This window comes from Rhizobium favelukesii (genome assembly GCF_000577275.2).
Taxonomy (GTDB): Bacteria; Pseudomonadota; Alphaproteobacteria; order Rhizobiales; family Rhizobiaceae; genus Rhizobium; species Rhizobium favelukesii.
On sequence record NZ_HG916855.1, the window covers coordinates 1,561,945 to 1,587,539 of the forward strand.

The window sequence follows — 25,595 nt, forward strand, 5'->3', positions numbered from 1 at the left end:
GCCCGTGTTCCACTCCGGCCGCGTCGCCGATCGACGTTGACTTCCGCGAAGAGTGGTGTTACCGGTAAGTAACAATGCATTTGTTACCGATCGGTCACATGGATGTCAAGGACGTTGTCCGCAAAAAAATCAGAATCATTGAACGTGCTGTCTCCCGCAAACACTGACGAGAAGATCCCGCCACGGGAGCGCATCGTCTCGACCGCCGCCGAGCTCTTTCGCGAGCACGGCATTCGCGGCATCGGCGTGGATGCGATCGCAGATGCGGCGCTGACCAACAAGATGACGCTCTATCGCCATTTCGGCTCCAAGGACGAGCTGGTCTGCGAGACGTTGCGCCGCGCTTCAGAAAAGGCCGAGGCGATCTGGCGCGATCTCGAGAGTGCTCATCCCAGCGATCCGAAGGCACAGCTGCGGGCATGGGTCGAAGCGCGAACGCAGAGCCTTTGCGGCGAGCATGTCGGCTGTGACCTCGCCAACGCCGCCATCGAGCTTAAAGGCGACGGGCATCCGGCCTATGACGTGATCGAACGGCACAAAGCCGAGCAACGCGACAGGTTGGAGGCGCTCTGTCTTGCAGCCGGTGCGCGCGAACCGAACCTGCTGGCCGACACGCTGACGCTCCTTCTCGAGGGCGCTCGTGTCACGCGGCAAGCCATGGGCAACGATACATGTTGCAGTCACTTCTCCAAGGCCTGCAACGCTGCCATGACCGCTTTTGCGTAGCGGCCTCGGGCGATCAGCGGGAACCATATGCCTTTGCACTCGTTTCGGACGAGGTGGGAAGCAAAGGCATGAACTACAGTTACCTTCACCGTCTCTATACAAGGCGCGCCGAACTCGAGGCGAAGCTTGAGCTCTATGAGGCGCGCAGTTGCTTCGGCGATGACGAGATCGATGACGGCACCGATCAAGAGTTGCGAGAGCGGATTAACGAAATATCAGCTGAGATCGAGTCGCTGGAACATGCGAGTGCAGGCTAGTTGCTCGCATCCAAGAGTTGGATGGTGCGTTCATCGAACTCCCCCCGATAGAACAGATCGATTACCTTGTGAAAAGGCGATCCATGCTCGCTGACCGCGGCAAAAAGGGTCATGGACGACCGTAGCTTTAGATCATCGGGAGAGCCGAAAATCTTGTGCACGGACCTGCCTTCGATGCCAAGTACGGCATCGACGCAGCGAAACAGCCGGCTCCCGAGAATAGGGTCGGCAAGATAGGCAGAGGCTTCCTCGGCCGAGCGGATGGCGTATTTCTCTGCCATGAATGATGATCCGAGGCCCGCGATCTGGGGGAAGATGAACCACATCCAATGGGACCGTTTGCGGCCAGCCTTCAACTCCGAAAGCGCCCGCTCATAGACGCCATTTTGTGCGTCCATGAAGCGGTTCAGATTGTAGTCGATCTCACCGGGCATCGCCGATCCTCCCCGTGCGCATAACTATATCGCGGGGGGAAGGTTGTCCATGTCCGGAGTGGAGAGACCCTCAGCAGGATCTGTCCGGGTAAGGGCTGTGCTCGCGGCAATAATCGACCGATGGTAACGATTCGGAGATTGATCCGACTGTTGCCGTGTCGAGGCCCGAGGCCATAGGGGCACCAAAGTGGACCGTCAGCCCGGCGATGCCCAGAAGCACAAACGCTGCAAGAACAATGACCCGTTCTGATATTGAAGGTCTGTGTGCATTTACATGTTCGGCGTATTCGTGTTCACCCATGCCGTTCAACTCGTCATCTGTTGCGTGGTGGTGCACCACGTCGCCGCGCGCCGTGTTCCAACTCTCGCCGTTTGTCATTTTGTTAACTCCTACACTGGTGCGCGTACCGGCATACGCTCGTCCTCTCGCCGGCAAAAACTTGCACGCAAGCGGGATGTGTGGTTTCGAGGGCGCCGGTTGAAGAGCGGATCCACAAACGCAGTGTTCATAAAATCGAACCAATCGGTTTGATTTGACTTTAAGGACTTGGCGCGTCGACGAAATTCGGATTAGTTCGGTCAGTCAGTCAGATTGCGGATACCCCCATGACGAAATCATTTGGCGCGATGTCCGTCGCGCAGCTTTCCGGGCTCATTCAAACGGCAGCTGTTGATCCGATCGAAGTGACGGAAGCCGTGCTCGATGGCATCGATGCATATCCGGATCGCACGGTTTTCACGGCAATCCTCAAGGATCGGGCACTCGAAGAGGCAAGGGCCTCATCGAAACGACTGAAGGAGGGCCGCTCGCGTGGAATGCTGGATGGCATTCCGATCGCCTGGAAGGACCTCTTTGACCTCAAGGGTCGGACAACGACGGCCGGATCGACCGTTCTCGCAACCGGTCCAGCTGCGCACGCAGACGCTCCGATCGTGGCATCGCTGCAGCAGATCGGCATGGTCTCGATCGGCTGCACCAACATGAGCGAGTTCGCCTTCTCGGGCCTTGGCATCAACCCGCACTACGGCACGCCGCAAAATCCCCGCAGTGGCGATCTGGCACGCGTCCCAGGCGGTTCGTCATCTGGCGCCGGCGTCGCGGTGGCAGCCGGCCTGGTGCCGGTGGCGATGGGAACAGACACGGGGGGATCGGTGCGCATCCCTGCTGCCTTCAACGGCATCGTCGGATACAAGGCGACACGGGGCCGCTACCCGATGGCGGGCGTTTTCCCATTGGCAAAAAGTCTGGATTCGCTCGGACCGCTGTGCAGGACAGTCCAGGACGCCGTCTGGATTGACGCGGGAATGCGCGGCCCGGCGTCTCCATCAATTGTGAGCCGCCCTGTCAAAGGGCTGGATATCATAATCCCCGACAACGTGGTGTTCGATGGCGCCGAAGCCGGTGTCGTTGCAGCCTTCGAGACGGCCATCGATTGGCTTGCGGCAGAGGGTGCATCGATCAGCCGGATCGCAATTCCTGCTTTCGATGAAATCCTGGGGCTGATGGCAAAATATGGTGCCCTGGTGACCGCAGAGGCTTTCGCGCTTCACCGCGAACGGTTGGCTGGGCCGCAAGCCGCCGACATGGATCATCGCGTCGCCATGCGCGTAAGGCTTGGTGAGAAGACAACGCTTGCGAACTATCTTGCGCTTCTCGACGCGCGACAAAGGTTGATAGCAGATGTCGAGCGGCTCGTGTGCGAGAGCTTCGTTGCCTTTCCGACAGTTGCGCACGTGGCGCCGGCCATCGCGCCGCTGGAAACGAACGACGATCTGTTTTTTTCAACCAACGGCATGACGCTGCGCAATACGATGCTCGGCAATTTCCTCGATTGGTGCGGCGTATCGATCCCCTGTGGAACGGGAGATGCCGATATGCCGGTCGGCTTCCTGCTCTCTGCGGTGGGCAAGCGTGATGAAGCGCTCCTCAGCGCGGCGCTGTCGGCAGAGGAGATTATCCGCGGCGAATTCATTTGAGCCAATGGGCATTGCTCCCCGGGAGGAGAACATGAGTGAAGGCAATTTGGAGAACGGACGATTTGCAGTTTCGACATGGTCGCTGCACCGGCTGCTTGGTGCCGTTTACCCCCATAGCCCCGATCCGGAGAAAAGTGCCACGCGTAAGGAACCTTATGGGCCGGGGCGCTGCTCGCTCCTCGACATCCCGGGGCAGCTCGCCGAGCGCGGAGTTGGGCGGCTCGAACTTTGCTCGTTCCACCTCTCGAGCCTGGAGCGCACCCATCTGGCGGAAATGCGCGCCGCGCTTCAGGACGCCGGCGTCCTGCTCCAGACGCTGCTCGTCGAAGATGGTGATCCAAGCCATCCAGAAACGGCTGAGCGCGATATTCAATGGATCGCCGGCTGGATCGAGATTGCGGCGGCGCTTGGCGCCAAGCACATGCGGGTAATCGCAGGCAAGCAGGCGCCGACGGCAGAAAACCTCGAACGTGCGGCACAGCATCTGGGCTGGCTTGCAAAGCAGGTTAAAGATAGCGGCGTTCGCGTCGTCACCGAAAACTGGTTTGCTCTTTTGCCTTCTCCAAGGGAGACGAACTGGCTTCTCGATACATTGCAGGGAGACGTCGGTCTGAATGGCGATCTTGGCAACTGGGCTGCGCCGGAAAAATATGACGGGCTTTGCGATATCATGCGACGCGCGGAACTTTGCCACGCCAAGGCTGACTTCAATGGATCAGGGCTCGACAGGGCAGATTATGGCAAATCTCTGGAAGCGTGTCGGGCGGCAGGTTACCGCGGACCCTATACGCTGATTTACGATTCACCATTTTTTACCGACGAGTGGGATGGCATCCTGCTTCAAAAGGCTTTCATCGAGGAATTTCATCAGCAAAAGCAGCGCGCGGTTGGCTAAACCGCGAAAGGAGCATGGGATGACTGGCGCAACGACGATCGACGGCTTCGCAAAGCGGATCAGAAGCGGTGAAGGCGGATTGATATCCGCCTGGATCGGCATTCCCGATCCGCTCTTCGTCAATCATCTGGCGCAGGAGGCGTTTGATGCCGTCGTGTTGGATATGCAGCATGGCGTTTGGGATATCGGATCGGCTGCCGTTGGAATTGGCCAGGGGAGGCTTGCCGGCAAGCCTGTGCTCGCCCGCATTCCGCTCGGCGATTTCGCATCCGCCTCGCGTCTTCTCGATGCGGGCGCCTCAGGCATCATTGCGCCGATGATCAACTCGGTGTCGGAGGCGAAGGCCTTCGCGAAGGCCACCAAGTATCTACCGCTCGGCGAGCGCAGCTGGGGGCCGACCCTGGCGATGAACCATACGGGGCTTTCGGCCACCAAATATCTTGCGACCGCGAACGAGCAGACCGTGGCGATTGCCATGATCGAGACTCGCGCGGCCCTTGATGCCGCAGATGAAATCATGCGCGTAGACGGCATCGACGGCATTTTCGTCGGCCCGTCCGACTTGTCGATAGCGCTGTCAGATGGAGCGAACGTAGCACCCGATACGGCGCAGGTCGACGGCGTTCTCAAGCATCTGATTGCCCGTTGCCGGGCTCACGGAAAATTCGCCTGCGTCTTTGGCAGCAATGGCGAGCGGGCCGGCGAGCTGTTGAAAATGGGTTTCGATTTCGTCATCGCCGGAGCCGACACGCAGCAGCTCCGTTCTGGAGCCGCAACCGCGATTGCAGCCGCGCGTCGAGTTCAGGCAAGCTGAACTATTTGACGGCGAGCCATATGACGTGACGCGCGCCACCGCGCTTGCCGTTGGCGCGCGTGTTGACCGTCTCGACGTCCAAGCCGCAGTCACCAAGCCGCCGGGTGAAACCGGCATCCGGCCCTGATGACCAGACGGCGAGAACGCCGCCGGGGCGCAGGGCATCGCGTGCAGCCCGCAGGCCTGCAAAATCGTAGAGACGATCGTTGGAGCGTCGCGTCAGGCCATCAGGCCCATTGTCGACGTCAAGCAAGATGGCGTCGAATTGCGTCTTGCTTTGCCGCACCAGTTCGCCAACGTCGCCCTGGTGAATGGCAACGCGTGGATCGTCGAGGCAACCCTGAAATACTTCTGACATCGGGCCACGCGCCCATTGCACCACCGCCGGTACGAGTTCGGCAACGATGATCGATGATTCTTGTGGCAAAACGGAAAGGGCAGCACGCAACGTGAAACCCATTCCGAGACCGCCGATCAGGACATTCGGACGCGCGCGCCCCTTGATCTTTTCATGGGAAAGCGTCGCGAGCGCCTCCTCGGAGCCGCTCAGGCGGTTGTTCATCAGCTCGTTCGAGCCCAGCATGATCGAGAATTCGCTGCCTCGCCGCTTGAGGCGCAATTCGCCGCTTTCTCCGGGAATGGGGGCGGAATCAAGTTGAATCCAGGGGAGCATGTCTGTCGTGCCTCGCGTTGCGCGGTTCCCCTAGCACAGAAATGGCAGACCCGCGAACCTGGAAGCAGGCTCGCGGCGGCTGCAAGGTTTGCTTCAGTTCCTTTCAAGGCAAGCTTGGCTGTTGCCTTGGACCCCACGGCGCTGTGGCGGGCATTGCGTCCATTGTATATTACCGGACCCCGTCGTACTGCCGGTCTGGAACGTGTCGAACGGTATCGCGAATCCACCGCTCGGTGCCTCGTCTTCGCGGGAAGTCCCGAGCGGCGGCGATCCGTCGAAGCGGCCGCTGCTGTCCATGCCCATATTCGCTTGCGCAAAGGCCGAACCAGCGAAACTGAGGACGAGGACTGAAGTCACTGCGATAAGCCTGCGCATGATCGAGATCCCTTCACGTTGATGCAATTGTGAGTATAGTGCGCCGTTTGATTTGCGCCAGCGGCTCGAGGGGGATATGGCGTTGAAATCGCGCGATATCTGGGTGACGCCCAACGATTGTCGTATGCTGCGGGACAGACCGTGCTTGAATTCTCTCCCACTGTTCCAGATTGCCTACAAGGCACGCGAATGGAGGCGAGCATGGGGAAGGATCGGAAGGCAGCGTTGGTGCGGATATCCGGTCGGGTCCAGGGCGTCAGTTTTCGCGTCTGGACACGCGCCCGGGCTGAACAGCTCGGTCTGGTGGGCTGGGTCCGCAACGAAGGTGATGGATCCGTGAAAGCGCTCATTGCCGGCCCGGAGACGGCCGTATCGGCGATGTTGAAGGAATTCTGGAACGGACCGCCCGGCGCGTCGGTCGTTGCTGTCGAAGTGGAAGTGGCATCTCCTGAGGCGATACCCTCCGGGTTCCAGATCACAGCGTAGCTACGCCAACTGAAGGCGAAGAGGGTGTGCCTGCAGATGGCACCACGTGCACCGTGATGAACGAAGAAAGCGGTCAGCGCGCAGGACAGGCGGAAAAACCCGTCGGGTCGACGGACGCACGGATTGAGAATTGTGGATGAAATGTCGACCCATACGCTTCATAATTGCACGTCCAAGAGCCGTTGAGATTGCAAATCTTTGGTAAACAGGGAAGTTTTCGAACTACCGTTGGCCATCGGCTTATTTTTGTTCACGGATTCGCGAAAAATGAGGCCGACAACATCACAAAGAAGGAGAAGGAAGCCCTTCGAATAGCTGTGTGATGTTTACGTGCTCGCCGACGACAAAGAGCTCTCTGAGATGATTAAAAAGACGACGATATTGGAGATTACGTGTCATGAGCCGGATTCTGAAGAACGTACATAAGTCTGCGGCCAGCCTGCATGAGGCAGGCTTCGTCGACGACGTGACGATGAGGGAGTTCGACGCACTTTGCCTTCCTCTTTTACGTGACTATTCTCCCGAGGAAATTAAGAGGATTGGAGCCTCAAACAAAGGCTAGCCAGGCTGTGTTTGCCAGCTTTCTCAATGTTAAGAAAGTTACTGTTGCCGCATGGGAGCAAGGTAATAAAAAACCAAGCAGCACCGCCATCAAGATTCTTGATCTCGTTGAGCGTAAGGGACTGGACGTTCTGCGATAGAAATAAAGTCGACTTGTTTAACATAAATGCCCGCCATGTGACCGCGGTCTTTGCCGTTTCCTTCCATCTGCCACCGAACGGCGCGCCCTACCTTGCCGACCGGTCCACGAACAATTGGCAGTGGAGAACGGGTGGACGCGTGACGCGGGCCGCACATTCGTTGCTACACTCTGTTGCTGGAGACTCAGGAAGGTCTCTAAAAACTGAAGAGTGTGGCCATGTCCTCATTTCGTTTTATCCATGCTGCCGATCTACACCTCGGGAGCCCCATGCTGGGGTTGGCGTCGAAGGATACCGATGTCGCTGCCCAGTTCATTGAAGCGACTAGGAACGCTCTCTCTACGCTCGTCAGCAGGGCGATTGACCTGGCCGTCGACTTCATCGTCATCGCCGGCGACATTTACGACGGCGACTGGAAGGACAACAAAATAGGCTTGTTCTTCAACCGAGAAATGGCACGGCTCCAACGAGCGGGAATTCCCGTTTATCTTCTGCGCGGAAACCATGATGCGGTAAGCGTCGTCACGAAAACGATCACACTTCCCGACAACGTTTTTGAGTTTCCGACAAATCGTCCAGGGACATTCCGGATCGATAGCCTCAAGGTCGCGTTGCATGGACAAGGCTTCGTCGAGCGATCAGCGACCGAGAACCTCGCGATCGGATACCCGCGGCGGGAACAAGGGTGGTTCAATATAGGCGTTCTCCACACCTCTCTTTCGGGACGAGAGCCGCATGCCCCTTATGCTCCCTGTTCTGTCGACGATCTCCGGTCACGTGGTTACGATTACTGGGCGCTCGGGCACGTTCATCAGTTCGAGGAAGTTTCTGCCGATCCGCCGGTCATCTTTCCCGGAAATCTTCAGGGGCGCAGCGTTCGAGAGGTCGGTGCGAAAGGCGCCGTGCTCGTGACTGTCGGAGATAGTCACGTGGAGTACGAGCGGATCATCGTGGATGGTGCGCGCTTCTGTGAAGTGAAGGCAATGCTCGAACCGCACCACAGCATGATTGATATCCTGCAGATGGTGGAGCGAGCCGGTAGAACCTGCGCGGACGAAGGCGAGGGAAGGCCGCTTGCAGTTCGCGTCCGATTGAGTGGTCATTCTGAGCTACAGAGCAATTTCGTCGTCAATCGGCATCAGTGGCGGGACGAGATCCAGGCCTCGCTTCATCGTGCGCACGAAAATATCTGGCTTGAGAAACTAGAAGTCCGGCTTTCGACAGGGTTGCAAGAAAAACCGAGCGGCGATGCACATGCTGGACTGGATCTCAGGCAGCTCGTCAGTCTTGCAGACGACCGGAAGGAACTCCTGCTCGAGGCGCAAGCCCTGATATCCTCGATCGCAATAAAGCTGCCGGGGGGAGCCGCTGCAGATGAATCGCCGTTGGAAGTGAGTGCCGAGGCACTGCTCGAGGAGGCGAAGCAATTGCTTTTCGCCCGCACTGAGATGGGTCTGTGAATGCGATTCGATACGCTCGACATCATCCGATATGGATCCCTGACCAACAAGGTCCTTCCTTTTCGGCAAAACGCGAGGCTGCATCTGATTTATGGACCGAACGAGGCGGGAAAGTCCTCTGCGCTCCGCTCGATGTCGGATTTGCTCTTCGGCTTCCCGCATGTTGCGAGGGACGACCATCTTCATGACGCGACGACCCTTCGTGTTGGGGCTTCGCTCTCGTCTCGCAACGGGAGCGAGCTCGCCTTCCGTCGCCGACGCGGTCGAAAGAACACGCTTCTCGACAACTCCGATGACGAGCGCTCGCTCTCCGAGGATGCACTGCAGCCATTTCTGGGCGCCGTGGACAGAACCGTGTTCGAAAGAGCATTCGGCTTGGACTCGGATCGCCTCCGAGCCGGTGGTGTGGAAATGCTCGAGCATGACGGAGAGATCGGAAGTTTACTGTTCTCGGCTGCTTCCGGGCTGACCGGATTGAGCAGTCTGAGAGTGTCTCTCGATGCTGAAGCCGAAAATATCTTCGCTCAGCGACGGTCCAAGGAACGACTGTTCTACCAGGCGTTGGACAGGCATGATGATGCTCGCAGACTTGAGAAGTTGCATGAGCTTCGCGCGGGCGACTGGAAAAAGCTGATAGAAGAGGCGACCCACCTGGAACGGGAGCTCGCCGAAATTCATGCTCGACGGACACAAGTCAAACTGAATCTGCACGCACTGACACTGCGACGTTCGCTCGAGCCGCTGCTGCGAGAAATTGATCTCGACGTCAATGCCTTGGAAGGTTTTTCTGATCTGGAGCATGTGCCAGCCAGCGTGGAACCGAAGCTGGACGCTGCTCTCGCATCTCATCAGGAGGCTGAGCAAACCGTTTCGTCTCTACAGGAGCAAGTGTCACGGTTGGTGGATACGCTCGCGGCAAGCACGGTGAATGACGAGATCCGTGAAGCTGCCGCGCATATCCGGCAACTTTACGCGGATAAGGGTATCTACCTCAAGGCGAGGGAAGATTTGCCGCGTGTCATCGCTGAGGCTCAAGAATTCGAAGCTAGACTTGGCCAGTTGGGCAAGCGGTTGGGTATCGACACAAACGATAAGTCGTTGGCTGACCAGCAGCCCACAGACGCAAATCTCGCGCTACTGAGAGCGCTCACGATGGAAGGTCGAGAACTGAGCCGATCGCTCACCGCCTTGGACAAACAGCTCAGTGAAGAAACCCAATATCTGAATGAGTTGGAGAGAAACCAACGCCCCGGCTCCTCGATCGACCCGAAATTCTTCACTGAACGCCTGGTGGCAATTCAGCCCACCTTTGCGGAGATCGACAAGATCGATTTGCTGACCGTGAAGCTCGCCCGCACGACGGCGGACCTTTCGGAGGCGACGGCGCGGCTCGTTCCCAGCGTCGACGACCTCGACGCGGTATTAGCCGCCCCATTGCCTGACCTGAATGCATTGTCGGAATTGCGGAAGCTGGAGGATCAAGCTGCGACAGGCATCCGCGATGCCATGTCACGTTTGAATTCGGTCCAGGACGAGCGGCAAAACATCATTCGCGAAATAGACGGGCTGGAGCGAGCGGAGTACTTGGTTACGAGGAGCGACATCCTCAATTCGCGAAGTTCAAGGCAAAATCTCTGGGACAAATACCGGGACGCTCCAACTGCGGCCGCAGGCCTTGCATTGCAAGCTGCAATGAACGAGAGCGACAGGCTCGCCGATCTAGCGTTTGCAGGAGCAGAGCGCGTTGCTCGCCACAGTCAGCTTAAGGCACAGCTGGCCGAGAAGGATCATCTCATGGATGATGCGGTTCAGGCGGAAGCCGTCGCACAAGAGGCACATCGTCAAACCCAATCCGAACTCGCGCAGCTATTTCTCGGTGTGCCCGTCTCACCCTCAACGACTGGGCAGATGATTGAGTGGCGTCGCTCCCTCGCGGAGCTGGAAAGGCAACGCCATGCGGTGCTGGAGTTGCAAGACGACGTCACGAAGCTTCGACTGACGGAGCAGCGGATTTTGCCCGCGCTGGTATCTATTAGCGATGAGGCTGGTTTCGAAGGGGCAGGAAATCTCCCCGCCGTTGCCTTGGGCCGTGCGCTGGATCGGCACCTCAGCAGGCTGGCGGAGCTTTGGCAGCAAGGGCGCACTTCAGAGATCAGACGCTCCGCGGCGATGGACAAGATCAATGACCTGGATGAGCAAAAGCGGAGAGCTAGGCTTTCGATCGAGCAATGGCAAAGCACACTCTCTGACGCAGCCGCCTTGTTAAAGGTGCCGTTTAACGCGACGATTGAAATGATTGAAGCCGCTTTGGAAGTCTGGCGCGAGGTTCCCGAAATCGTTGCGCAGCGGAACAACCGCCAACGGCGGGTCGACGGGATGAAGCGAGACATCGCTGCATTCGAGGCAACCGCGGCTAAGCTCGTAAGGAGTGCCGCTGCGGACCTCTCAGGCCTTTCTGCCGATGCGGCCGTCGACATATTGCAGGAGCGCGCGCAGGACGCGGAGGCTTCCTATAGACATCGACGTGCGACAGAAGAACAGCTCACGCAGGCGAACGCACGTTACGAACGGTGTTTCGCCGCCCTGCAAGACGCGAAGGAAAACCTTCAAGACATTTCCTCAGGGTTGCCTGACGCTGAAAATCCCATCGAGTCGCGCCGGCGTCTAAAGCGACGCAATGAAGCTCTAGAGAGGCTTTCTTCAAGCCGCAGGCGCTTCGCCGAAAACGCGGAGGGGCAATCTGAAGACGCTGTTCGAGCGTCGTTGACAGATTTCGACCGCGCAAAAGCAGGATTGGAAATCGAACGTCTGCAGAAGGCCGATGCCAACCACTTCGAGGAGTACGGTGAGCTCTCCGCGCGGCTGGCCGAAAACCTGCGGCAGCGCCGTGAGCTGGAAACGGGAAAGACCGCTGAGCACGCCGTGTTCGAGCGCCTTTCGGCCGAAGAAGAGGCGAAGGAACTTGCTCGCCAATGGGTCGTGCTGAAGCTCGCGGCACGCGTGTTGGGAAGTTCGATAGAGGCCTTTCGTGAAACGCAAACCGATCCTGTCATGAACAGAGCAAGCCTCGCATTTTCGATGCTCACCGGTGGAGCATTCAGCCGGCTGGTTCAGGAGTATGGCGAAAACGATGTGCTTCATCTCATGGCGGAGCGTCCGACGGGAGAGAGGGTGCCGGTGAAAGGTGGATTGAGCGAGGGTACCGGTGATCAGCTCTATCTCGCGCTTCGCCTGGCTTTTCTTGAGGATTATTGCCTGAAGAACGAGCCAATCCCGCTGATCGCTGACGATATTTTCCAGACCTTCGACGATGACCGCACCGCGGCTGGACTGAAGGCGTTGGCGTCTACCTCCAAAACATTTCAGACGATATTGTTCACGCACCAGCGCAGCGTAGTCGAAATTGCGCGGCGGGAATTGGGCGAGGGTCTTGATCTCATCGCCATGTGAGGGCAGCGTCGTGGCGTCCTACAACTTGAATAAGCGCGACATAGAAAACGCCGTGGCAGGCGCTCATGCTCGACAGCGCCAGATCAGGTAGCTTCTTCTTAGTCGCTACGCAGCGTTCCAGGGCTAGACATCTGCACTGAGGCACCGCGCGCTGGAACACGTTCGCATTGTTCTGTGCCCCGCAAAACCGCGGGGCGCCAGAGGGAAGACGTGAGCGTCCGGTGAGCGGATTTTGGTTCGGTGCGGGATTGGCGCAAGTTACGGCACAGATGATTCATTTGTGACGTAACAGGGTGTGAATGGGCAAGGTTGAGATCCTGACGGGTGCCGAGCGACAACGTCGATGGTCCACTGAACTGAAGCTTTCGATATTGCAGGAAGCGTTCAGCGCGGATGGCAGCGTTTCGGATGTAGCGCGCCGGCACGACGTCCTTCCGCAGCAGATATACGCCTGGCGCAAGAAGTTCGCGCCACCCGAATTGAACCCTCCACAGACCCCATCGTTCATCCCGGTGTCGCTTATCGGAGCATCGGAGAGCGTGAGTGACGGTTCCAAGAGGATTGGTGCCCGGTCGAGATGCAAAGACGTTGAAATCGTCTTGAGGAATGGCCGCTTACTGAGAATTGCAGCGGACATGGATCTCGAAATGCTATCGTCGCTTGTTGCTTGTGTGGAGGCCGCATGATCGGGCCTTCTGGAAATGTGCGGGTTTATCTGGCCTGCGGAGTGACCGACATGCGGCGTGGCATTGATGGACTGTCGGCGCTCGTTGAGACGGCCATTAAGGAGGCGCCGGGCTCCGGCGCAATCTTCGGCTTCCGCGGAAAACGCGCTGATCGGATCAAACTTTTATGGTGGGATGGCCAAGGGTTCTGCCTATTTTACAAAATTTTGGAGCGCGGATACTTTCCCTGGCCGACGGCGAAGGATGGGGTTGCGCATCTGACGCAAGCTCAGTTGTCGATGCTTGTTGAGGGGATCGACTGGCGCCGACCGGCGTGGACTTCCGCGCCCGGTCGAACGGGTTAAAAGCTATATTTTGCAAGGACATCCGGGGCATAACGCTAGCGCTTCCGGCGCAAATCGGCTATGGATGCGGGCATGGAAACAACGCCGCTGAACAGTCAGGACGAGCTATCTATTTTGCGCGCGCTCGTCGCTGAACAGGCGGTGAAACTTGAGAGCCAAGAAGCCGAAGTCATCAAGCGCGACTCTATAATCGGGCTTCTGCGCGCGCAGTTGGAACTGCTCCGCCATCGGCAGCATGGCGCTTCTTCGGAAAAGATTGACCGGAAGATCGAGCAATTTGAGCTGATGCTGGAGGAGATCGAAGCTTCCCGCGCCGAGGCTGAGGTGCGTTCTGGGAAAAACCCCTTACCTGAGTTGGACGACGCTCCGGCTAAGCCCAAACGCAGGCCGCTGCCGGATGGCCTTCCAACAGAAGAGTTGGTCTATGCGGCACCCTGCAATTGTCCGACCTGTGGCGGCACATCTTTCCTCAAGGCGGCTGACAAGGTCGTCCAAGTGATGGAGCATGTACCGGCATCCGTAAAGATTGTCCGTCATGTCGAAAAGCGCATGATCTGCAGGGACTGCGATACGACAGTGTCTGGGGACATGCCGACCTTGCCGATCGAGAAAGGCAAGCCCGGACCGGGATTGCTTGCCCACATCATGGTCGCCAAGTTCGACGATCATATCCCGCTCTACCGTCTATCCGAGATGTACGATCGGCTGGGAGTAGACATCTCTCGCTCTGTCATGGCGGACTGGGTAGGCCGCGTGTCGGTCCTGCTTGCCCCGCTTATCTTGCTGATCAGGGCCCATATCGCGGCGGTCGATCGAATACATACGGACGATACCCCGGTCGATGTCCTTGACCCTGGGCGAGGAAAGACGAAAACCGGGAGGGTCTGGGTTTATGTCTTCGATGGCAGCGGCTATCAAGATCCCACTCCAAGAGCCATTGCCTACTACTATAGCCCCGACCGCAAGGGCGCGCATCCAGCCGACCATCTCGCTGCCTTCAGCGGCGTGATGCACGCGGATGGCTATGGTGGTTATAAGAAGCTTTACGGCAACCAGATCACCGAGGCCGCCTGCATGGCGCATGTACGCCGCAAGTTCCACGATGTGATCAAACTGAAGCCATCTCCGATCGCTGACGAAGCGCTGTCGCGCATCGGTGCGCTCTACGATATCGAGGATCGTATCCGCGGCATGTCGGCTGACGAGCGGCGTACACTGCGCCAGCAACACGCCAGGCCCCTTCTGGCGGATCTCAAGAGCTGGATAGAAGAGACGCTTTCGACGCTGCCACAGAAGCAGAAGCTGGCGGAAGCGATGCGATATGCCCTCTCGCGATGGGCAGCGTTGAGCGTTTACATCGACGATGGCCGTGTTGAAATCGATAACAACATAGCTGAACGAGCCATACGTCCGCTTGGAATCGGAAGAAAAAATTGGCTCTTTGCCGGCTCGGATAAGGGCGGTGAGCGCATCGCCAACATCCTGACCATTATCGAAACGGCCAAACTGCATGGCCACAATCCGGAGGTCTATCTCACAGACGTCCTGACCCGGATACAGAGCCACCCAAAGGATCGGCTCCAGGAATTGCTACCGTGGCAGTGGGCGCCTGCAAAAGACCGATACGAGGCTGCGTGATGGCACGCTCGAGGTTCATCTATACGCTGAAAGAAGTCGCCGGCATGATCGGCGAGAACCTCGAATTAATCGAGGAGGTGACCGCCAACTCAGACAATATCGCCGAGGGCGAACTGGTATATGTCCGCGATGGCAGTGAAGATGGCACAACAGGCCTGACCGAAAATGGAATTGACGACCTTCGAGATCTCCTGGCCGACATACGGACGTGGGATGGTGGAATCCGCCAGTTCCTCGTCGATGAACAATGCGATCCCGAGATGATCGAGCGCGTTATGGCAGATGAGCTAAGCCGCAAGTCCTAAATCGCGTCTCGTAGACGCAAAAAATGCATTCGCCGGACGCTCACGGGAAGACGACGGAAGCGGGTGAACGATTCTTCGTCAGTGCGATGGCGAAGGTGCAACCTCGTCCCCGGACGGGGCAGGTCTTTCGACGACGTCGTCAATCAGCGATGGATTACGGTAGGAGCGAACGCGAGGGGTTGACCTCTCCAGGTCGCGGCGGTTGCGAGCGGCACTCTCGGCAAGCTCGGTTGTTTCGCGATCGGTGTCGGGAGCAGGGGCGAGGGCGTCTTCCGAGAGGGTAGGGTCTCCTCTGCCGCCATCCCAGCCTTCACGACGCCACAGGTCTGCACGCTCGTCCATGTCGATGCTGCCTTCGTCATCAAGGATGTCGTGGGCGCTTTCATAGCACTGATCGTCGACCTGAACCGCGACGAGGAAGCCACCTCGGCGCAGTCCTTCGGCATAAGCGGCGCGATCTTCGTCCGGGAAATACCAGTCGGCGAGGCCGGCCCAAAAGCCGCTATGATCGGATCGGGCGATATCGCCTTCAGCTTCGTATCCGGGCATGAAACGAATGCGCTCGTTCGACAAGCCGATGTCCTCCAATCTTCTGATCGCACTCTCGGCCTTGCTGCGGTCATCGAAGAACGCGCTTAAGGTGCCGAGAGTTTTGCTGGCGAAACTGCCTGATGCTTCATTGTGAATGCTGGTCATGTTTTTTCCTCCGCGAACTAGGGATCGGCGACACGTCATCTGCGTTGAAAACCTCATCGAACGAAAACTGTTCCTCCGCCATGGCCCTGATGATCGATTTAGGAGCATAGGCATGACCCAAGGGCCCACCTGAGCGCGGCGGACGACTTGGCTGCGCGCATGGGAGGGTTGTTCGTTTTAGCCTTCCGCGTTTGCCGCCGATCCAATAACGTAACCTGTCTATCGGTGGCGGCGTCCTTGCCGCGGGAGAGCATCGATGACGTCGATCAAGGACGTTACCGATGACATTCAAATTGCAGAGATCATTCTCAAGACTGCTGAAATCGCAGAAGACGTATCGCAAGCTGGTTGCAAAGGCGCTCCGCACACCAGCCCGCACAGCATCCAGGCAAACAAAAAGGCCGGCCGATACGAAGCCTGCACTCAGTGAAGTGACTGGCTTCGGTAGCAACCCTGGACGGCTGACTATGAAGGTCTTCGTGCCCAGCAAATTGCCCGCGCAGCCGCCGTTGGTCGTCGTGCTGCATGGATGCAGACAGACGCCGGAAAGCTTCGACACCGGAAGCGGCTTTTCCAAACTTGCGACGCAGCGTGGATTTGTTCTCCTGTATCCGGAACAAAGAGAAGCCAACAATTCGCAGCGGTGCTTCAACTGGTTTCGGCCCAGCGCGATCGCGCGAGATCGGGGCGAACTCATGTCCATTCGCCAGATGATCGAACACGCATGTGCTCGGCATCGAATTGGTCGATCCCGGATCTATATTGCGGGCCTTTCTGCCGGCGGCGCGATGACTTCGGCGCTTGTCGCCACCTATCCGGATCTTTTTGCTGGCGCTGCCATCTTTGCCGGGATGCCGTTCGGCGCGGCAAGGGACACAATGGCGGCTATCCGCAGCATGAGGTCCGGCGTCTCACGGCGAGAGCCTCGTGAATGGGGCGATCTGGTGCGCGGTGTCTCGCCTGCTGCAACAGGTTGGCCGTCGATTTCGATATGGCACGGAACTGCCGACGGCGTCGTCAACCCGGTCAACGCGATGGCCTCGATCTCGCAATGGCTAGAGGTAACGGGTCTGGAGGAACCCGCCGGGCGAATAAGGCAGATGTCCTGGGGCACGCTCAAGGAATGGAAGAGCAGAGATCGACTGCAACTGTCGTTCTATTCGGTCCGTGGCCTTGGCCATGGGCTGCCACAGCGGTTCTCGAGTCAAAAGGAGAGGGCGGCTGATGCTTACGTGTTGCAGTCCGAACTTTCCGGTCCGCTGGAGCTCATGCGTTCGTGGGGACTAAAGCTATAGAAACCCGGGCGTAATTGCCGGATCGGGCGTTTTGCCGACGTGGCGGAGGCGATATCGGAAGACGTCGCGGTGCTCGCAATTGGAAAGAGATACGGTCTCGAAACATGCGCTGCGGTATTTGGTTCCTAGTCGGATCTGCGATAACGTCTGGGCGAGGGGATGGCGGATAGCGGCGGTGGTCTTCTTCCTGGGTACGGAGTTGAACGTCGCTAGCCTGTGATGGGTAGCGCGTATATGCACATCTAAATATGCAAGCAGAGCGTTGATCAGGGAGGAACTTATGACGATCTACGAGCGACTTCGCAAAGCGCCGTTCAACCTCGATGACGCTGCGATCGCCTGGGTCCGCGACGTCTATGCCTCGCTCAATCTCGACGACAAGGTTGGCCAACTCTTCACCTTGATCATGATCGGGGCGGATGAGGAGGAGTTCAAGCGCGTTGGCGCATTGAGACCGGGGGGTATCACGCGATTTTTCACGCCTGACCTCGACTTCGAGCGGCGCGTCATTTCGAACCTTGTCGCTAAGAGCAAAGTGCCACCCATTATCAGCGCCGACCTCGAAGGCAGCCGTCATTCCTTCGCTTTCGGCACTCCGGTGCTGGGCCAACTTGGCCTTGCAGCCGTTGACGACATCGAGGCAACCGAAAAAAGTTCGGAGATCCTGGCACGCGAGGGCCGTGCGATGGGTGTTCGTTGGTCGTTCACGCCGGTGATCGACATAAATGCCGCCTTCCGATCGCCAATCGTCGGTACGCGCTCATATGGCTCCGATGTCGATAGGATCGAACGGCACGCGGTCGCCCATGTTCGCGGTCTCCAGCGGAATGGAGTTGCCGCCACCGCCAAGCACTGGCCGGGCGAGGGATACGACGACCGCGATCAACACCTCGTGACGACGACCAATCCGCTTTCCCTGGAGGAGTGGAAGGAAACCTTCGGTCGGCTCTACAAAAAGCTGATCAGCGAAGGTGTGCTGGCAGTCATGAGTGCGCATATTTCGCTTCCTGCCTATATCCGGTCGAAGATGCCAGATGCCGGGCTCGAAGCCTTCCGACCGGCCTCGGTCTCCCGGTTGTTGAACGTTGACCTTCTCCGAGACGAACTCGGTTTCAATGGCATCATCGTCTCTGACGCGACACCGATGGGCGGGCTATCGGCATGGGGCCACCACCTCGATACCATGCCTGATATCATTGCGAACGGCTGCGACATGATCCTCTTCAGCAATGCGCCTGAGGAGGATATGGCTGCGGTCAAGGCTGCCGTCGAAGACGGGCGAATTGCCCCGGAGCGACTTGAGGAAGCGGTTCTTCGTGTGCTGGCGCTCAAGGCGCACCTCAGGCTTTTTCAGCCGTCAGATGTGCTCCCCGATGCGGCGGAAGCGCGCAATCTGCTTGCGCATCCAAATAGCGTCGCCGCGTCCAAGGAATACATCGGCCGCTCTCCTACTCTTGTGAAGGATGTCAACAGCATCTTTCCGCTCGACCCCGCGAAGACGAAGCGCATCCTGCTCGTCGATGGAGGCATCATTCATCCGCTCATCCCGCAGCCTCTGAAATTCGTGCTGCCGGACCTATTGGCGGAGGAGGGTTTCGAAGTCACGATTGACCGGCCGGACATCGTGCCGACCCCGGAGAATTTCGACCTCGTGATTTACGCGCTAGGCGACGAGTCGCTGCTTGTGCGGGGCCGGATATTCGTTGACTGGCACCGGATGGGCGGTGGGGGGCTCTTCAAGGCCATGTACCGGCCCTGGACGAATGTTGCCTCAGTGATGATCTCGTTTGGGCATCCCTATCACCTTTACGATGCACCACGCGTACCGGCCTATATCAACGCGTACTCAACCATGGACAGCGTACAGGAAGCCGTTGTTGATTGCATGCTCGGTCGCAAGCCTTTCCTCGGCACGAACCCGGTAGATCCGTTCTGTGGTCTCGAGGATGCACGCTATTGACGCTTTCTGTCGCGTAACGACGTGATCGGCGAAAGGAGTTGTGGATAGACGATCGGTTATCTGGCCGACAGGATAGGCAGTCGTGGATCCGGACGGCGGGCAGTCCTCGCAGCATCCTTAGGATCAACCCCAAACGCGATGTTCAGGTGGAGTTGGGGTGGATTTTGCTTCCGTCTGACGATCGGTTTATGAGGGGCGAATTCAAGGCTTGTCGTTCCGGGCGGGACAACACAACCAAGCGACAGGCGCATCGCTCCGTCATTTCTGTTCCTCCCAATACCTTTGCCAGAGGTCGAGCCTGGGTTTCAGCGGATCGGCTCCTACCGTCGCGCCGTCATTGCTGAAGTCGATGACCTTGTCGGTGGCTGGGTCGTGTTGAGGCCATTTTGGCCGCGAGCCCCCATTTGGGTCACCCTTCGTTGCAAATTCGACCCAGTAAGCGCTCGCCAAAGCGGCCATGGCCCAGTCGGCGGGGGAAACCTTGTCTTTCACCAGTGCCGCTGGAATGTCGAGCGTATACAGAATTTCGAAGACAGATGGAGTGCCTTTCCATTTCGGATCGTTGCGAAGTGCCTCGGCAACATACGAGAAACGATACCACCACGTCGGCTGACCTGCGCGGAGCATCTCGTCAGCTAGGTGGCGAGATGGTTCGACAAGCGTTTTGTCGGCGAAGACCTGCTGCTTGAGCTCATCAAGTGGCTCTTGGCCGGTGGGATCGTAGAGGGTGCGGGCTTGGGCTGCATACTTCCCGAATAGCTGGAAGAGATCGTCTTTCGTCGCTGCCTGACCGATACCTCGATCACGATTGTTCGTTCCGATAATGACTGGAACTGGAGCTTGGCGGCCTGCCGCGAAAGCCGCTTCCGGCGTTTCGAGCAAAAAACGTCCGTCTATGATCGAGCCTGAGATGCCGATGACGGGCCTGCCTGTCGACATTCCCGCCAGCACCTCTGGTGCCGATGCACCCTCGGTTAGCGTTTCGGCAGGCACCGCCCGAAGCGCCGCGAGAGCGTCGGCACCGCTACCTTCAATTCCAAGAGAAGCCGCATAATCTAACGCGGTTTTCTCTGCTTCTTCCAACGATGACAAAGGCGTGCTGCGCGCTCGCGCGGTAGGGATGCCCGGTGATTGTAGAATAACTCCCCGGAAGAGCCCCCGTGACAAAGGCGATATCATGTGTGCCATCACCGAGCCGCCGCCTGCTGACTCTCCGAAGATGGTCACCTTGTTCGGATCGCCGCCGAAGGCTTTGATGTTTTGCTGAACCCATTTCAGGGCTGCAAGCTGGTCCATGTAACCATAGTTGCCGACGGGTTCGTCAGGGGACTCCTCTATGAGCGCAGGATGGGCAAAGTAACCAAGCCGTCCCATTCGGTAGTTCATACTGACGAACACAACTCTCTGGGCGGCTAGCTGGCCACCGGGATATTGGGGGGTGTTCCCATGGACAAGAGCGCCGCCGTAAATCCAAACCATCACCGGCAGGGGTGTCTTGAAATGCTTCGCCGGTGTCCAGACATTGAGAGTTAAACAGTCCTCGGACTTCGGCAAGTCGTCGGTCTGCATGTACGATGGACCGAAGTTTCGCGCATCCTTGACACCGCTCCATTCGTTCACGGGTCTGGGGTTGCGCCATCTCAGATCGCCAAGAGGTGGTGCCGCGTAAGGGATGCCTTTGAAGCTGATGACCGTGCCTGACCTCTCGCCCCTCAGCATTCCGCTGTCGATTCGAACGGTGTCGTCTGCCGCAGGTAATCGTGATGCAAAAGTCATCCAGGTTGCGGCCGCCAAAAAGAGCAGAAACTTGCGACTGCGGTCCACAAACACGGCCCCCTCCAACCGCTAGGTTCAGACAGTCCGGGACTAAAATACTCCCCTACAGCGGCAACGAAAAGGGTTCGTCCGACGTCGACCAATGTCCGATGTTGACGGCGCATTTCGACCCACAGCTACGCTTGGTGATCGTTGCGCGGTGGACGACGTGTTCGTTTTGCGCTTGATCCGCCAAGCCGACCGCAACGGGTCGAAGCGCGTATTTGCATGAAACATTTCGACCACTAACGCATTCAATGCCGGCGCAAGCAGGGAACACAAAAATGGAAGCACGACAGCACTTCGAGCGCCGTCGGAAATTGCGCGCCCGCCGCCTATACGCTCGACCAGTTTTCAACAAAGGTATCAGTTGGACAAGGCCACGGCATGCTCGTGAAGTAGAACGCGGCACTCGGTGTTACTGCGGTGACTCGACTGAATGATCATGATCCCATCCACCGCCGACAGCTGCGTCGACCTCGCAGATCACGCCGGCTTGGTCGTAGGTGATCTTTACGTTACCCTTCAACTCGGCCGCCAGCAGGCTTTCGATCAGGCGTGAACCGAAGCCCTTGCGCGCAGGCTGAGTAACGCTCGGCCCGCCCGTTTCCTGCCAACGCAGTCTCAGCTTGGCAGGCTTGTCGCCTTCAAGCGCCCATTCAATGGAAACGCGGCCTTCTGGTACGGACAGGGCTCCATACTTGGCGGCATTCGTTGCCAGTTCGTGCAGCGCCAGCGAAATCGACAAGACGGCCCGCGGCGCCAGATGGATGCTCGGGCCCGAAATCGAGAAGCTGTCCTTTTGATAGGGAGACAGTGACTGCTTGACGACTGCTTCGAGCTCTGCCTGCTCCCAGTTGCCGTGCGTCAGGAGATCATGGGCCTTCGACATCGAGGCGAGCCTTGCCTCGAAAGCGTCCACTCCGGCTCGGTTTGCTTCCTCTCGCCCAAGCGTCTGCCGTGCGATGGCCATCACGGTCGCGAGCACGTTCTTCACACGATGGTTCAGTTCGCCAACGAGAACCGTCTGGAGCCGCTCGGCTTCCTTTCGCGCGCTGATGTCGTGCGCTATTTTTGAAGCCCCGACAATCCTGCCATAAGCGTCAAAAATAGGTGAAACGCTGAGTAGAACGTCGACAAGCCCGCCATCCTTGCGGCGGCGCTTGGTCTCATAAGGATCGACCTTCAGACCGGCGCTGACCTGCCTGATGATTGCAGGTTCTTCTTCAATCCTGTCATCGGGAACCAGAAGCACGACCGAGTGGCCGATCGCTTCGTCGGCCGAATAGCCATAGAGCTTCTCGGCTCCGACGTTCCAGCTCGTGATCCTCATGTTCAGGTCGGTGCCGAGAATGGCGTCGTCGGACGAGGCAATGATCGCGGCAAGGCGACGCTCCACTTCCTGAGCGCGCTTGCGTTCCGTGATATCAACGACAACGGCGACTGATTGCCGTATCGCTCCGTTCTTGTCGCGAAGAGGTGAGAGGGAATTCGCCACCCAAACGAGGCTACCGTCCTTGCGCACGTAGCGCTTCTCGATGTCAAAGCTCTGGCCGGTTTCCAGCATTGTCCTGTAGGATCGGACATAATCGTCCAGATCCTTGGGAAACGTGATGTCCTGCACCCGCATCTTCAAAAGCTCGGCTTCCGTGTAGCCGACGATTTCGCAGAAGCGGCTGTTGACCAGGAGGAAACGCCCGGCGAGATCCGACTGACCGATGCCGGCCGCCGTCTGCGAGAAAATTGCCCGAAACCGTTCCTCGCTCTCTCGTAGTGCAGTTTCGAATTTAACGCGTTCGGTGGTCTCGCTGACGATGCAAAAGACGCCGCCGACCTTGCCCTCCTCGTCCCGGACCGGTGAATAGGAAAGGTCGAAGTGGACAGTCTCGGGATAGCCGTGGCGCTCGATATAGAACGGGCGGTCCTTGGCGACCACTGTCTCGCCGTGGTCAAGGACGCGCCGCAGGAGCGGTTCCAGATCGCTCCACAATTCGCTCCAATGCTCGCGGGCCGGGCGGCCGAGGGCCTGTGGATGTTTGCTGCCGATTGTCGGCGCATAGGCGTCGTTATAAAGAGCGATGAAATCCTGGCCCCAGAACATGACGATCTGGGCTTTGGATGGCAGCATGATGTCGACGGCCGATTTCAAGCAGAGCGGCCACGAGGACGGCGGGCCGAGGCCGCTCGCCTCCCAGTCGTGGCCATAAATGCGACCGGCCATCTCGCCTGATCCAGGATATGTATCGCTGCTGCGCAGGGGGTTTTGTCCTCTCTGGATGCCCTTTGTAACTCAAAGGTTTGGCGCGCAAACGTCAAGAGGGAAATTAGCGAGGGGCGATCCGTTACCGCTCGACGTGGCACCAGGCGGCCAGAAGGGGTCGCGCCGTGCACCGCATCGCGACGGTGTGTCCCGCTTCGTTGAAGAAAATCGAGCCAATGGAACCACGCTGCCATCCCTTGTCGTTACAGGAGAATTCGCAGTCTGAAAGCGCCAGAAAAACACGAGAGCGATACTGAATATGGTCTGGGAAGCGGCTGTACGGCGCCATGACGGTCAAACCAAGAGCCACATCGGCTCGTTCTTCGACGCCCGATATGCCGGCCACGACCGCATGTGCGTGGGTGTGCTCAATGTTGATGCTCGCAAAAGGGCCGGTCTTGCTGGCAACCCATTCCAGGCTCTTGGCGACATCGTTGATGGCCGCGGCAGCTTCGGCGAAGGGCTCGCCCTTGGAGGTCAGATTGCGGAGCGCAAACTGCAACTGCGGAGCCAAGGGCACAGGAGTGGCCGGCTTCGTCGCGACGGCGCCCGGCTCCTGCAGCAGGTGGAACACCTTGCCCGCGACGAATTTCTCCATGAAGGGAGCCGCATCGGACAGCATGATGTTTCCCAACGCACCGATCAGGCGTTGCACGGCGACAGGTCTGCGAGCGCGGCTGACGGAATATTCGCCGCTAGCAGTCCTGGTCCCACGATGCAGCAGGAGATCTGCTTCCCTTCTCAACCGCGGTTTCGACATCGATACGGAAAAGCTCCTTGGTCACACTGGGCGATCCTTATCCCGGTGCGATCAAAAAGCAAACTGTTCGAAGCGCGTTTTTCCGAGAATAGCTGGCACCCTGCGCGAGCATTCGTGATCCGGTTGTCGTCGCCAACCTTGAGGCCGTTGGTTGGACGTTGCCTCGGTTTGGCGGTTGGCCGCCAAACGGACGACAAGCCCACACTGAGCTTACAAGACGCGTTTCAAGGCGTCCCGCAAGATGGAAACAATCTTCTCGATTTCGTCTGTCTCAATAATCAGTGGCGGCGAGAGCGCGACGATGTCGCCCGTGACACGGATCAAAAGGCCCTTCTGGAAGCAGTCTACGAAGACGTCATAGGCACGGGTCCCAGGCGCACCATCCCGGGGCGCAAGCTCAACAGCGCCGACGAGACCGAGGTTGCGGATGTCGGTGACATGGGGCAGTCCCTTCAGGGAGTGAAGGGCGTCCTGCCAGGTGTCGGCGATGGAGGCGGCGCGCGTGAGCAGACCTTCCTCCTCGTAGATTTCCAGAGTAGCAATACCTGCCGCACTGGCAACGGGGTGGCCGGAATAGGTGTAACCGTGGAAGAACTCGATCTGGTTTTCAGGGCCGACCATCAATGCGTCATACACCTTTTGGCTAGCAAAGACCGCGCCCATCGGAATGGCACCGTTCGTCAGACCCTTCGCGGTGGTGACCAAGTCTGGTACGACGCCGAAATAGTCGGTGGCGAAGGGCGTTCCCAGACGGCCAAAACCGGTAATGACTTCGTCGAAGATCAGCAGAATGCCATATTTATCCGCAATGGCGCGTAGGCTCTCGAGATATCCCTTCGGCGGCAGAATGACGCCTGCCGATCCCGACATCGGCTCGACAATGACGGCAGCAATTGTCTCCACACCGTGCAGCGCAACCAGACGTTCCAGATCGTCCGCAAGCTCGACACCATGGTGCGGAAGCCCCTTGGAGAAGGCGTTTCTCTCGATATCGAGGGTGTGGCGCATGTGGTCGGCCGGAATCTGCGGGAACACACGACGGTTGTTGACGAGCCCGCCGACTGAGATGCCGCCGAAGCCGACGCCATGATAGCCCTTCTCGCGACCGATGATGCGGGTGCGCGTGCCCTGGCCGATCGCGCGCTGATAGGCGATCGCGATCTTCAACGCCGTATCGACCGATTCCGAGCCCGAGCCGGTGAAGAATACACGATCGAGTTTCGCGGACGGCCCGCCGGGCGAAATCTTTGACAGCTTTTCGGCAAAGTCGAATGCGACAGGATGGCCCATCTGAAACGTTGGAGCAAAGTCCATCGTTTGCAACTGGCGTGCGACAGCGTCTGCGACGCGTTTGCGGCCGTGGCCGGCATTAACGCACCACAGGCCAGCCGTGCCGTCCAGCACCTTGTTGCCGTCGATATCGGTGTAATACATGCCTTCGGCTGAGGCGAGCAGCCGGGGAGCGGCCTTGAATTGTCGGTTGGCCGTAAACGGCATCCAGAAATTATCGAGGCAAGGCCGGTTCGACGTGCTCATCTGGTCCATCACTTATTCTCCGTTGAGTTTTGAAGAATGTTCAGTGATTTAC

The 25,595-nt window shown here is 58.4% G+C and carries 24 protein-coding genes; 16 read left to right on the forward strand and 8 right to left on the reverse strand.

Features of this window, described 5'->3' with window-relative positions:
* The first annotated feature begins 102 nt into the window (after positions 1-102).
* Positions 103-726 (forward strand): TetR/AcrR family transcriptional regulator, encoded by a 624-nt coding sequence (locus LPU83_RS70895; RefSeq protein ID WP_024317586.1) that lies wholly within the window; start codon positions 103-105, stop codon positions 724-726.
* 68 nt (positions 727-794) lie between these two features.
* Entirely contained in the window at positions 795-983 is a 189-nt protein-coding gene (locus tag LPU83_RS70900) for a hypothetical protein (protein WP_024317587.1), read from the forward strand.
* On the opposite strand, the gene LPU83_RS70905 is transcribed toward LPU83_RS70900, so the two are convergent.
* Both LPU83_RS70905 and LPU83_RS70910 read right to left on the reverse strand, forming a co-directional pair.
* Positions 980-1,417 (reverse strand): DUF1810 domain-containing protein, encoded by a 438-nt coding sequence (locus LPU83_RS70905; protein WP_024317588.1) that lies wholly within the window; start codon positions 1,415-1,417, stop codon positions 980-982. The two genes, LPU83_RS70900 and LPU83_RS70905, sit on opposite strands and share 4 nt — an antisense overlap.
* Positions 1,418-1,487: 70 nt before the next feature.
* Positions 1,488-1,796: a hypothetical protein gene (locus LPU83_RS70910; RefSeq protein ID WP_029710325.1), complete on the reverse strand. Its 309-nt coding sequence runs from the start codon at positions 1,794-1,796 to the stop codon at positions 1,488-1,490.
* 227 nt (positions 1,797-2,023) lie between these two features.
* On the opposite strand from LPU83_RS70910, the gene LPU83_RS70915 reads away from it, so the two are divergent.
* From LPU83_RS70915 to LPU83_RS70925, 3 genes are read left to right on the forward strand one after another with little or no spacing between them, the layout of a single operon-like run.
* Positions 2,024-3,394, forward strand: coding sequence for an amidase (locus LPU83_RS70915; RefSeq protein WP_024317590.1), 1,371 nt, complete (start codon positions 2,024-2,026; stop codon positions 3,392-3,394).
* Between the two features lie 31 nt (positions 3,395-3,425).
* On the forward strand, positions 3,426-4,289 hold the full coding sequence (locus LPU83_RS70920; RefSeq protein WP_024317591.1) for a sugar phosphate isomerase/epimerase family protein: 864 nt from the start codon (positions 3,426-3,428) through the stop codon (positions 4,287-4,289).
* A 19-nt stretch (positions 4,290-4,308) separates the two neighbouring features.
* Entirely contained in the window at positions 4,309-5,103 is a 795-nt protein-coding gene (locus LPU83_RS70925) for an HpcH/HpaI aldolase family protein (RefSeq protein ID WP_024317592.1), read from the forward strand.
* Position 5,104: 1 nt separating this feature from the next.
* On the opposite strand, the gene LPU83_RS70930 is transcribed toward LPU83_RS70925, so the two are convergent.
* Positions 5,105-5,776 carry a spermidine synthase gene (locus LPU83_RS70930; protein WP_024317593.1) on the reverse strand — a complete coding sequence of 224 codons (672 nt, stop codon included), beginning with the start codon at positions 5,774-5,776 and terminating at the stop codon, positions 5,105-5,107.
* A gap of 576 nt (positions 5,777-6,352) precedes the next feature.
* Between LPU83_RS70930 and LPU83_RS70935 the strand changes: the two genes are divergently transcribed.
* From LPU83_RS70935 to LPU83_RS70975, 8 genes are all read left to right on the forward strand, one after another.
* Positions 6,353-6,637 (forward strand): acylphosphatase, encoded by a 285-nt coding sequence (locus tag LPU83_RS70935; protein WP_024317595.1) that lies wholly within the window; start codon positions 6,353-6,355, stop codon positions 6,635-6,637.
* A 188-nt stretch (positions 6,638-6,825) separates the two neighbouring features.
* Positions 6,826-6,960 (forward strand): type II toxin-antitoxin system RelE/ParE family toxin, encoded by a 135-nt coding sequence (locus tag LPU83_RS74975; protein ID WP_225040090.1) that lies wholly within the window; start codon positions 6,826-6,828, stop codon positions 6,958-6,960.
* 596 nt (positions 6,961-7,556) lie between these two features.
* On the forward strand, positions 7,557-8,798 hold the full coding sequence (locus LPU83_RS70950; RefSeq protein ID WP_040680980.1) for a metallophosphoesterase family protein: 1,242 nt from the start codon (positions 7,557-7,559) through the stop codon (positions 8,796-8,798).
* On the forward strand, positions 8,799-12,248 hold the full coding sequence (locus LPU83_RS70955) for an ATP-binding protein (protein WP_024317596.1): 3,450 nt from the start codon (positions 8,799-8,801) through the stop codon (positions 12,246-12,248).
* 299 nt (positions 12,249-12,547) lie between these two features.
* Positions 12,548-12,934 carry an IS66-like element accessory protein TnpA gene (gene tnpA / locus LPU83_RS70960; protein ID WP_040680981.1) on the forward strand — a complete coding sequence of 129 codons (387 nt, stop codon included), beginning with the start codon at positions 12,548-12,550 and terminating at the stop codon, positions 12,932-12,934.
* Entirely contained in the window at positions 12,931-13,278 is a 348-nt protein-coding gene (gene tnpB / locus LPU83_RS70965; protein ID WP_003577159.1) for an IS66 family insertion sequence element accessory protein TnpB, read from the forward strand. The genes tnpA and tnpB overlap by 4 nt, the downstream gene beginning before the upstream one ends.
* A gap of 72 nt (positions 13,279-13,350) precedes the next feature.
* Positions 13,351-14,916: an IS66 family transposase gene (gene tnpC / locus LPU83_RS70970; protein WP_040681044.1), complete on the forward strand. Its 1,566-nt coding sequence runs from the start codon at positions 13,351-13,353 to the stop codon at positions 14,914-14,916.
* Positions 14,916-15,221, forward strand: a complete 306-nt coding sequence (locus LPU83_RS70975; protein WP_037069005.1) for a hypothetical protein — start codon at positions 14,916-14,918, stop codon at positions 15,219-15,221. The genes tnpC and LPU83_RS70975 overlap by 1 nt, the downstream gene beginning before the upstream one ends.
* 78 nt (positions 15,222-15,299) lie before the next feature.
* Here the strand turns inward: LPU83_RS70975 and LPU83_RS70980 are convergent, their stop codons facing one another.
* Positions 15,300-15,917, reverse strand: coding sequence for a hypothetical protein (locus LPU83_RS70980; protein ID WP_051509129.1), 618 nt, complete (start codon positions 15,915-15,917; stop codon positions 15,300-15,302).
* A gap of 256 nt (positions 15,918-16,173) precedes the next feature.
* Between LPU83_RS70980 and LPU83_RS74980 the strand changes: the two genes are divergently transcribed.
* The 3 genes from LPU83_RS74980 (at position 16,174) to LPU83_RS70990 (ending at position 19,172) form a co-directional block, all read left to right on the forward strand.
* Positions 16,174-16,347 (forward strand): hypothetical protein, encoded by a 174-nt coding sequence (locus LPU83_RS74980; protein ID WP_231052102.1) that lies wholly within the window; start codon positions 16,174-16,176, stop codon positions 16,345-16,347.
* A 49-nt stretch (positions 16,348-16,396) separates the two neighbouring features.
* Positions 16,397-17,212, forward strand: coding sequence for an extracellular catalytic domain type 1 short-chain-length polyhydroxyalkanoate depolymerase (locus LPU83_RS70985; RefSeq protein WP_244656163.1), 816 nt, complete (start codon positions 16,397-16,399; stop codon positions 17,210-17,212).
* Positions 17,213-17,492: 280 nt separating this feature from the next.
* Entirely contained in the window at positions 17,493-19,172 is a 1,680-nt protein-coding gene (locus tag LPU83_RS70990; protein WP_024317599.1) for a glycoside hydrolase family 3 protein, read from the forward strand.
* A 258-nt stretch (positions 19,173-19,430) separates the two neighbouring features.
* Here LPU83_RS70990 and LPU83_RS70995 read toward each other — a convergent pair whose 3' ends face one another.
* The 4 genes from LPU83_RS70995 to aptA form a co-directional block, all read right to left on the reverse strand.
* Positions 19,431-21,002, reverse strand: a complete 1,572-nt coding sequence (locus LPU83_RS70995) for a carboxylesterase/lipase family protein (RefSeq protein WP_024317600.1) — start codon at positions 21,000-21,002, stop codon at positions 19,431-19,433.
* 403 nt (positions 21,003-21,405) lie between these two features.
* Complete coding sequence (locus LPU83_RS71000) at positions 21,406-23,208, reverse strand: PAS domain S-box protein (RefSeq protein ID WP_024317601.1); 1,803 nt, start codon at positions 23,206-23,208, stop codon at positions 21,406-21,408.
* Positions 23,209-23,329: 121 nt separating this feature from the next.
* Positions 23,330-23,869, reverse strand: a complete 540-nt coding sequence (locus tag LPU83_RS71005) for a dimethylsulfonioproprionate lyase family protein (protein ID WP_244656164.1) — start codon at positions 23,867-23,869, stop codon at positions 23,330-23,332.
* A 348-nt stretch (positions 23,870-24,217) separates the two neighbouring features.
* Entirely contained in the window at positions 24,218-25,552 is a 1,335-nt protein-coding gene (gene aptA, locus LPU83_RS71010; RefSeq protein WP_024317603.1) for an omega-aminotransferase AptA, read from the reverse strand.
* Positions 25,553-25,595 lie beyond the last annotated feature (43 nt).

Excerpts from the sequence above, each read along its gene's own strand:
- LPU83_RS70895 (WP_024317586.1), top strand. The coding sequence starts at position 103 with ATGTCAAGGACGTTGTCCGCAAAAAAATCAGAATCATTGAACGTGCTG.
- LPU83_RS70900 (WP_024317587.1), top strand. The coding sequence starts at position 795 with ATGAACTACAGTTACCTTCACCGTCTCTATACAAGGCGCGCCGAACTC.
- LPU83_RS70905 (WP_024317588.1), bottom strand. The coding sequence starts at position 1,417 with ATGCCCGGTGAGATCGACTACAATCTGAACCGCTTCATGGACGCACAA.
- LPU83_RS70910 (WP_029710325.1), bottom strand. The coding sequence starts at position 1,796 with ATGACAAACGGCGAGAGTTGGAACACGGCGCGCGGCGACGTGGTGCAC.
- LPU83_RS70915 (WP_024317590.1), top strand. The coding sequence starts at position 2,024 with ATGACGAAATCATTTGGCGCGATGTCCGTCGCGCAGCTTTCCGGGCTC.
- LPU83_RS70920 (WP_024317591.1), top strand. The coding sequence starts at position 3,426 with ATGAGTGAAGGCAATTTGGAGAACGGACGATTTGCAGTTTCGACATGG.
- LPU83_RS70925 (WP_024317592.1), top strand. The coding sequence starts at position 4,309 with ATGACTGGCGCAACGACGATCGACGGCTTCGCAAAGCGGATCAGAAGC.
- LPU83_RS70930 (WP_024317593.1), bottom strand. The coding sequence starts at position 5,776 with ATGCTCCCCTGGATTCAACTTGATTCCGCCCCCATTCCCGGAGAAAGC.
- LPU83_RS70935 (WP_024317595.1), top strand. The coding sequence starts at position 6,353 with ATGGGGAAGGATCGGAAGGCAGCGTTGGTGCGGATATCCGGTCGGGTC.
- LPU83_RS70950 (WP_040680980.1), top strand. The coding sequence starts at position 7,557 with ATGTCCTCATTTCGTTTTATCCATGCTGCCGATCTACACCTCGGGAGC.
- LPU83_RS70955 (WP_024317596.1), top strand. The coding sequence starts at position 8,799 with ATGCGATTCGATACGCTCGACATCATCCGATATGGATCCCTGACCAAC.
- tnpA (WP_040680981.1), top strand. The coding sequence starts at position 12,548 with ATGGGCAAGGTTGAGATCCTGACGGGTGCCGAGCGACAACGTCGATGG.
- tnpB (WP_003577159.1), top strand. The coding sequence starts at position 12,931 with ATGATCGGGCCTTCTGGAAATGTGCGGGTTTATCTGGCCTGCGGAGTG.
- tnpC (WP_040681044.1), top strand. The coding sequence starts at position 13,351 with ATGGAAACAACGCCGCTGAACAGTCAGGACGAGCTATCTATTTTGCGC.
- LPU83_RS70975 (WP_037069005.1), top strand. The coding sequence starts at position 14,916 with ATGGCACGCTCGAGGTTCATCTATACGCTGAAAGAAGTCGCCGGCATG.
- LPU83_RS70980 (WP_051509129.1), bottom strand. The coding sequence starts at position 15,917 with ATGACCAGCATTCACAATGAAGCATCAGGCAGTTTCGCCAGCAAAACT.
- LPU83_RS74980 (WP_231052102.1), top strand. The coding sequence starts at position 16,174 with ATGACGTCGATCAAGGACGTTACCGATGACATTCAAATTGCAGAGATC.
- LPU83_RS70990 (WP_024317599.1), top strand. The coding sequence starts at position 17,493 with ATGACGATCTACGAGCGACTTCGCAAAGCGCCGTTCAACCTCGATGAC.
- LPU83_RS71000 (WP_024317601.1), bottom strand. The coding sequence starts at position 23,208 with ATGGCCGGTCGCATTTATGGCCACGACTGGGAGGCGAGCGGCCTCGGC.
- LPU83_RS71005 (WP_244656164.1), bottom strand. The coding sequence starts at position 23,869 with ATGCTGTCCGATGCGGCTCCCTTCATGGAGAAATTCGTCGCGGGCAAG.
- aptA (WP_024317603.1), bottom strand. The coding sequence starts at position 25,552 with ATGGACCAGATGAGCACGTCGAACCGGCCTTGCCTCGATAATTTCTGG.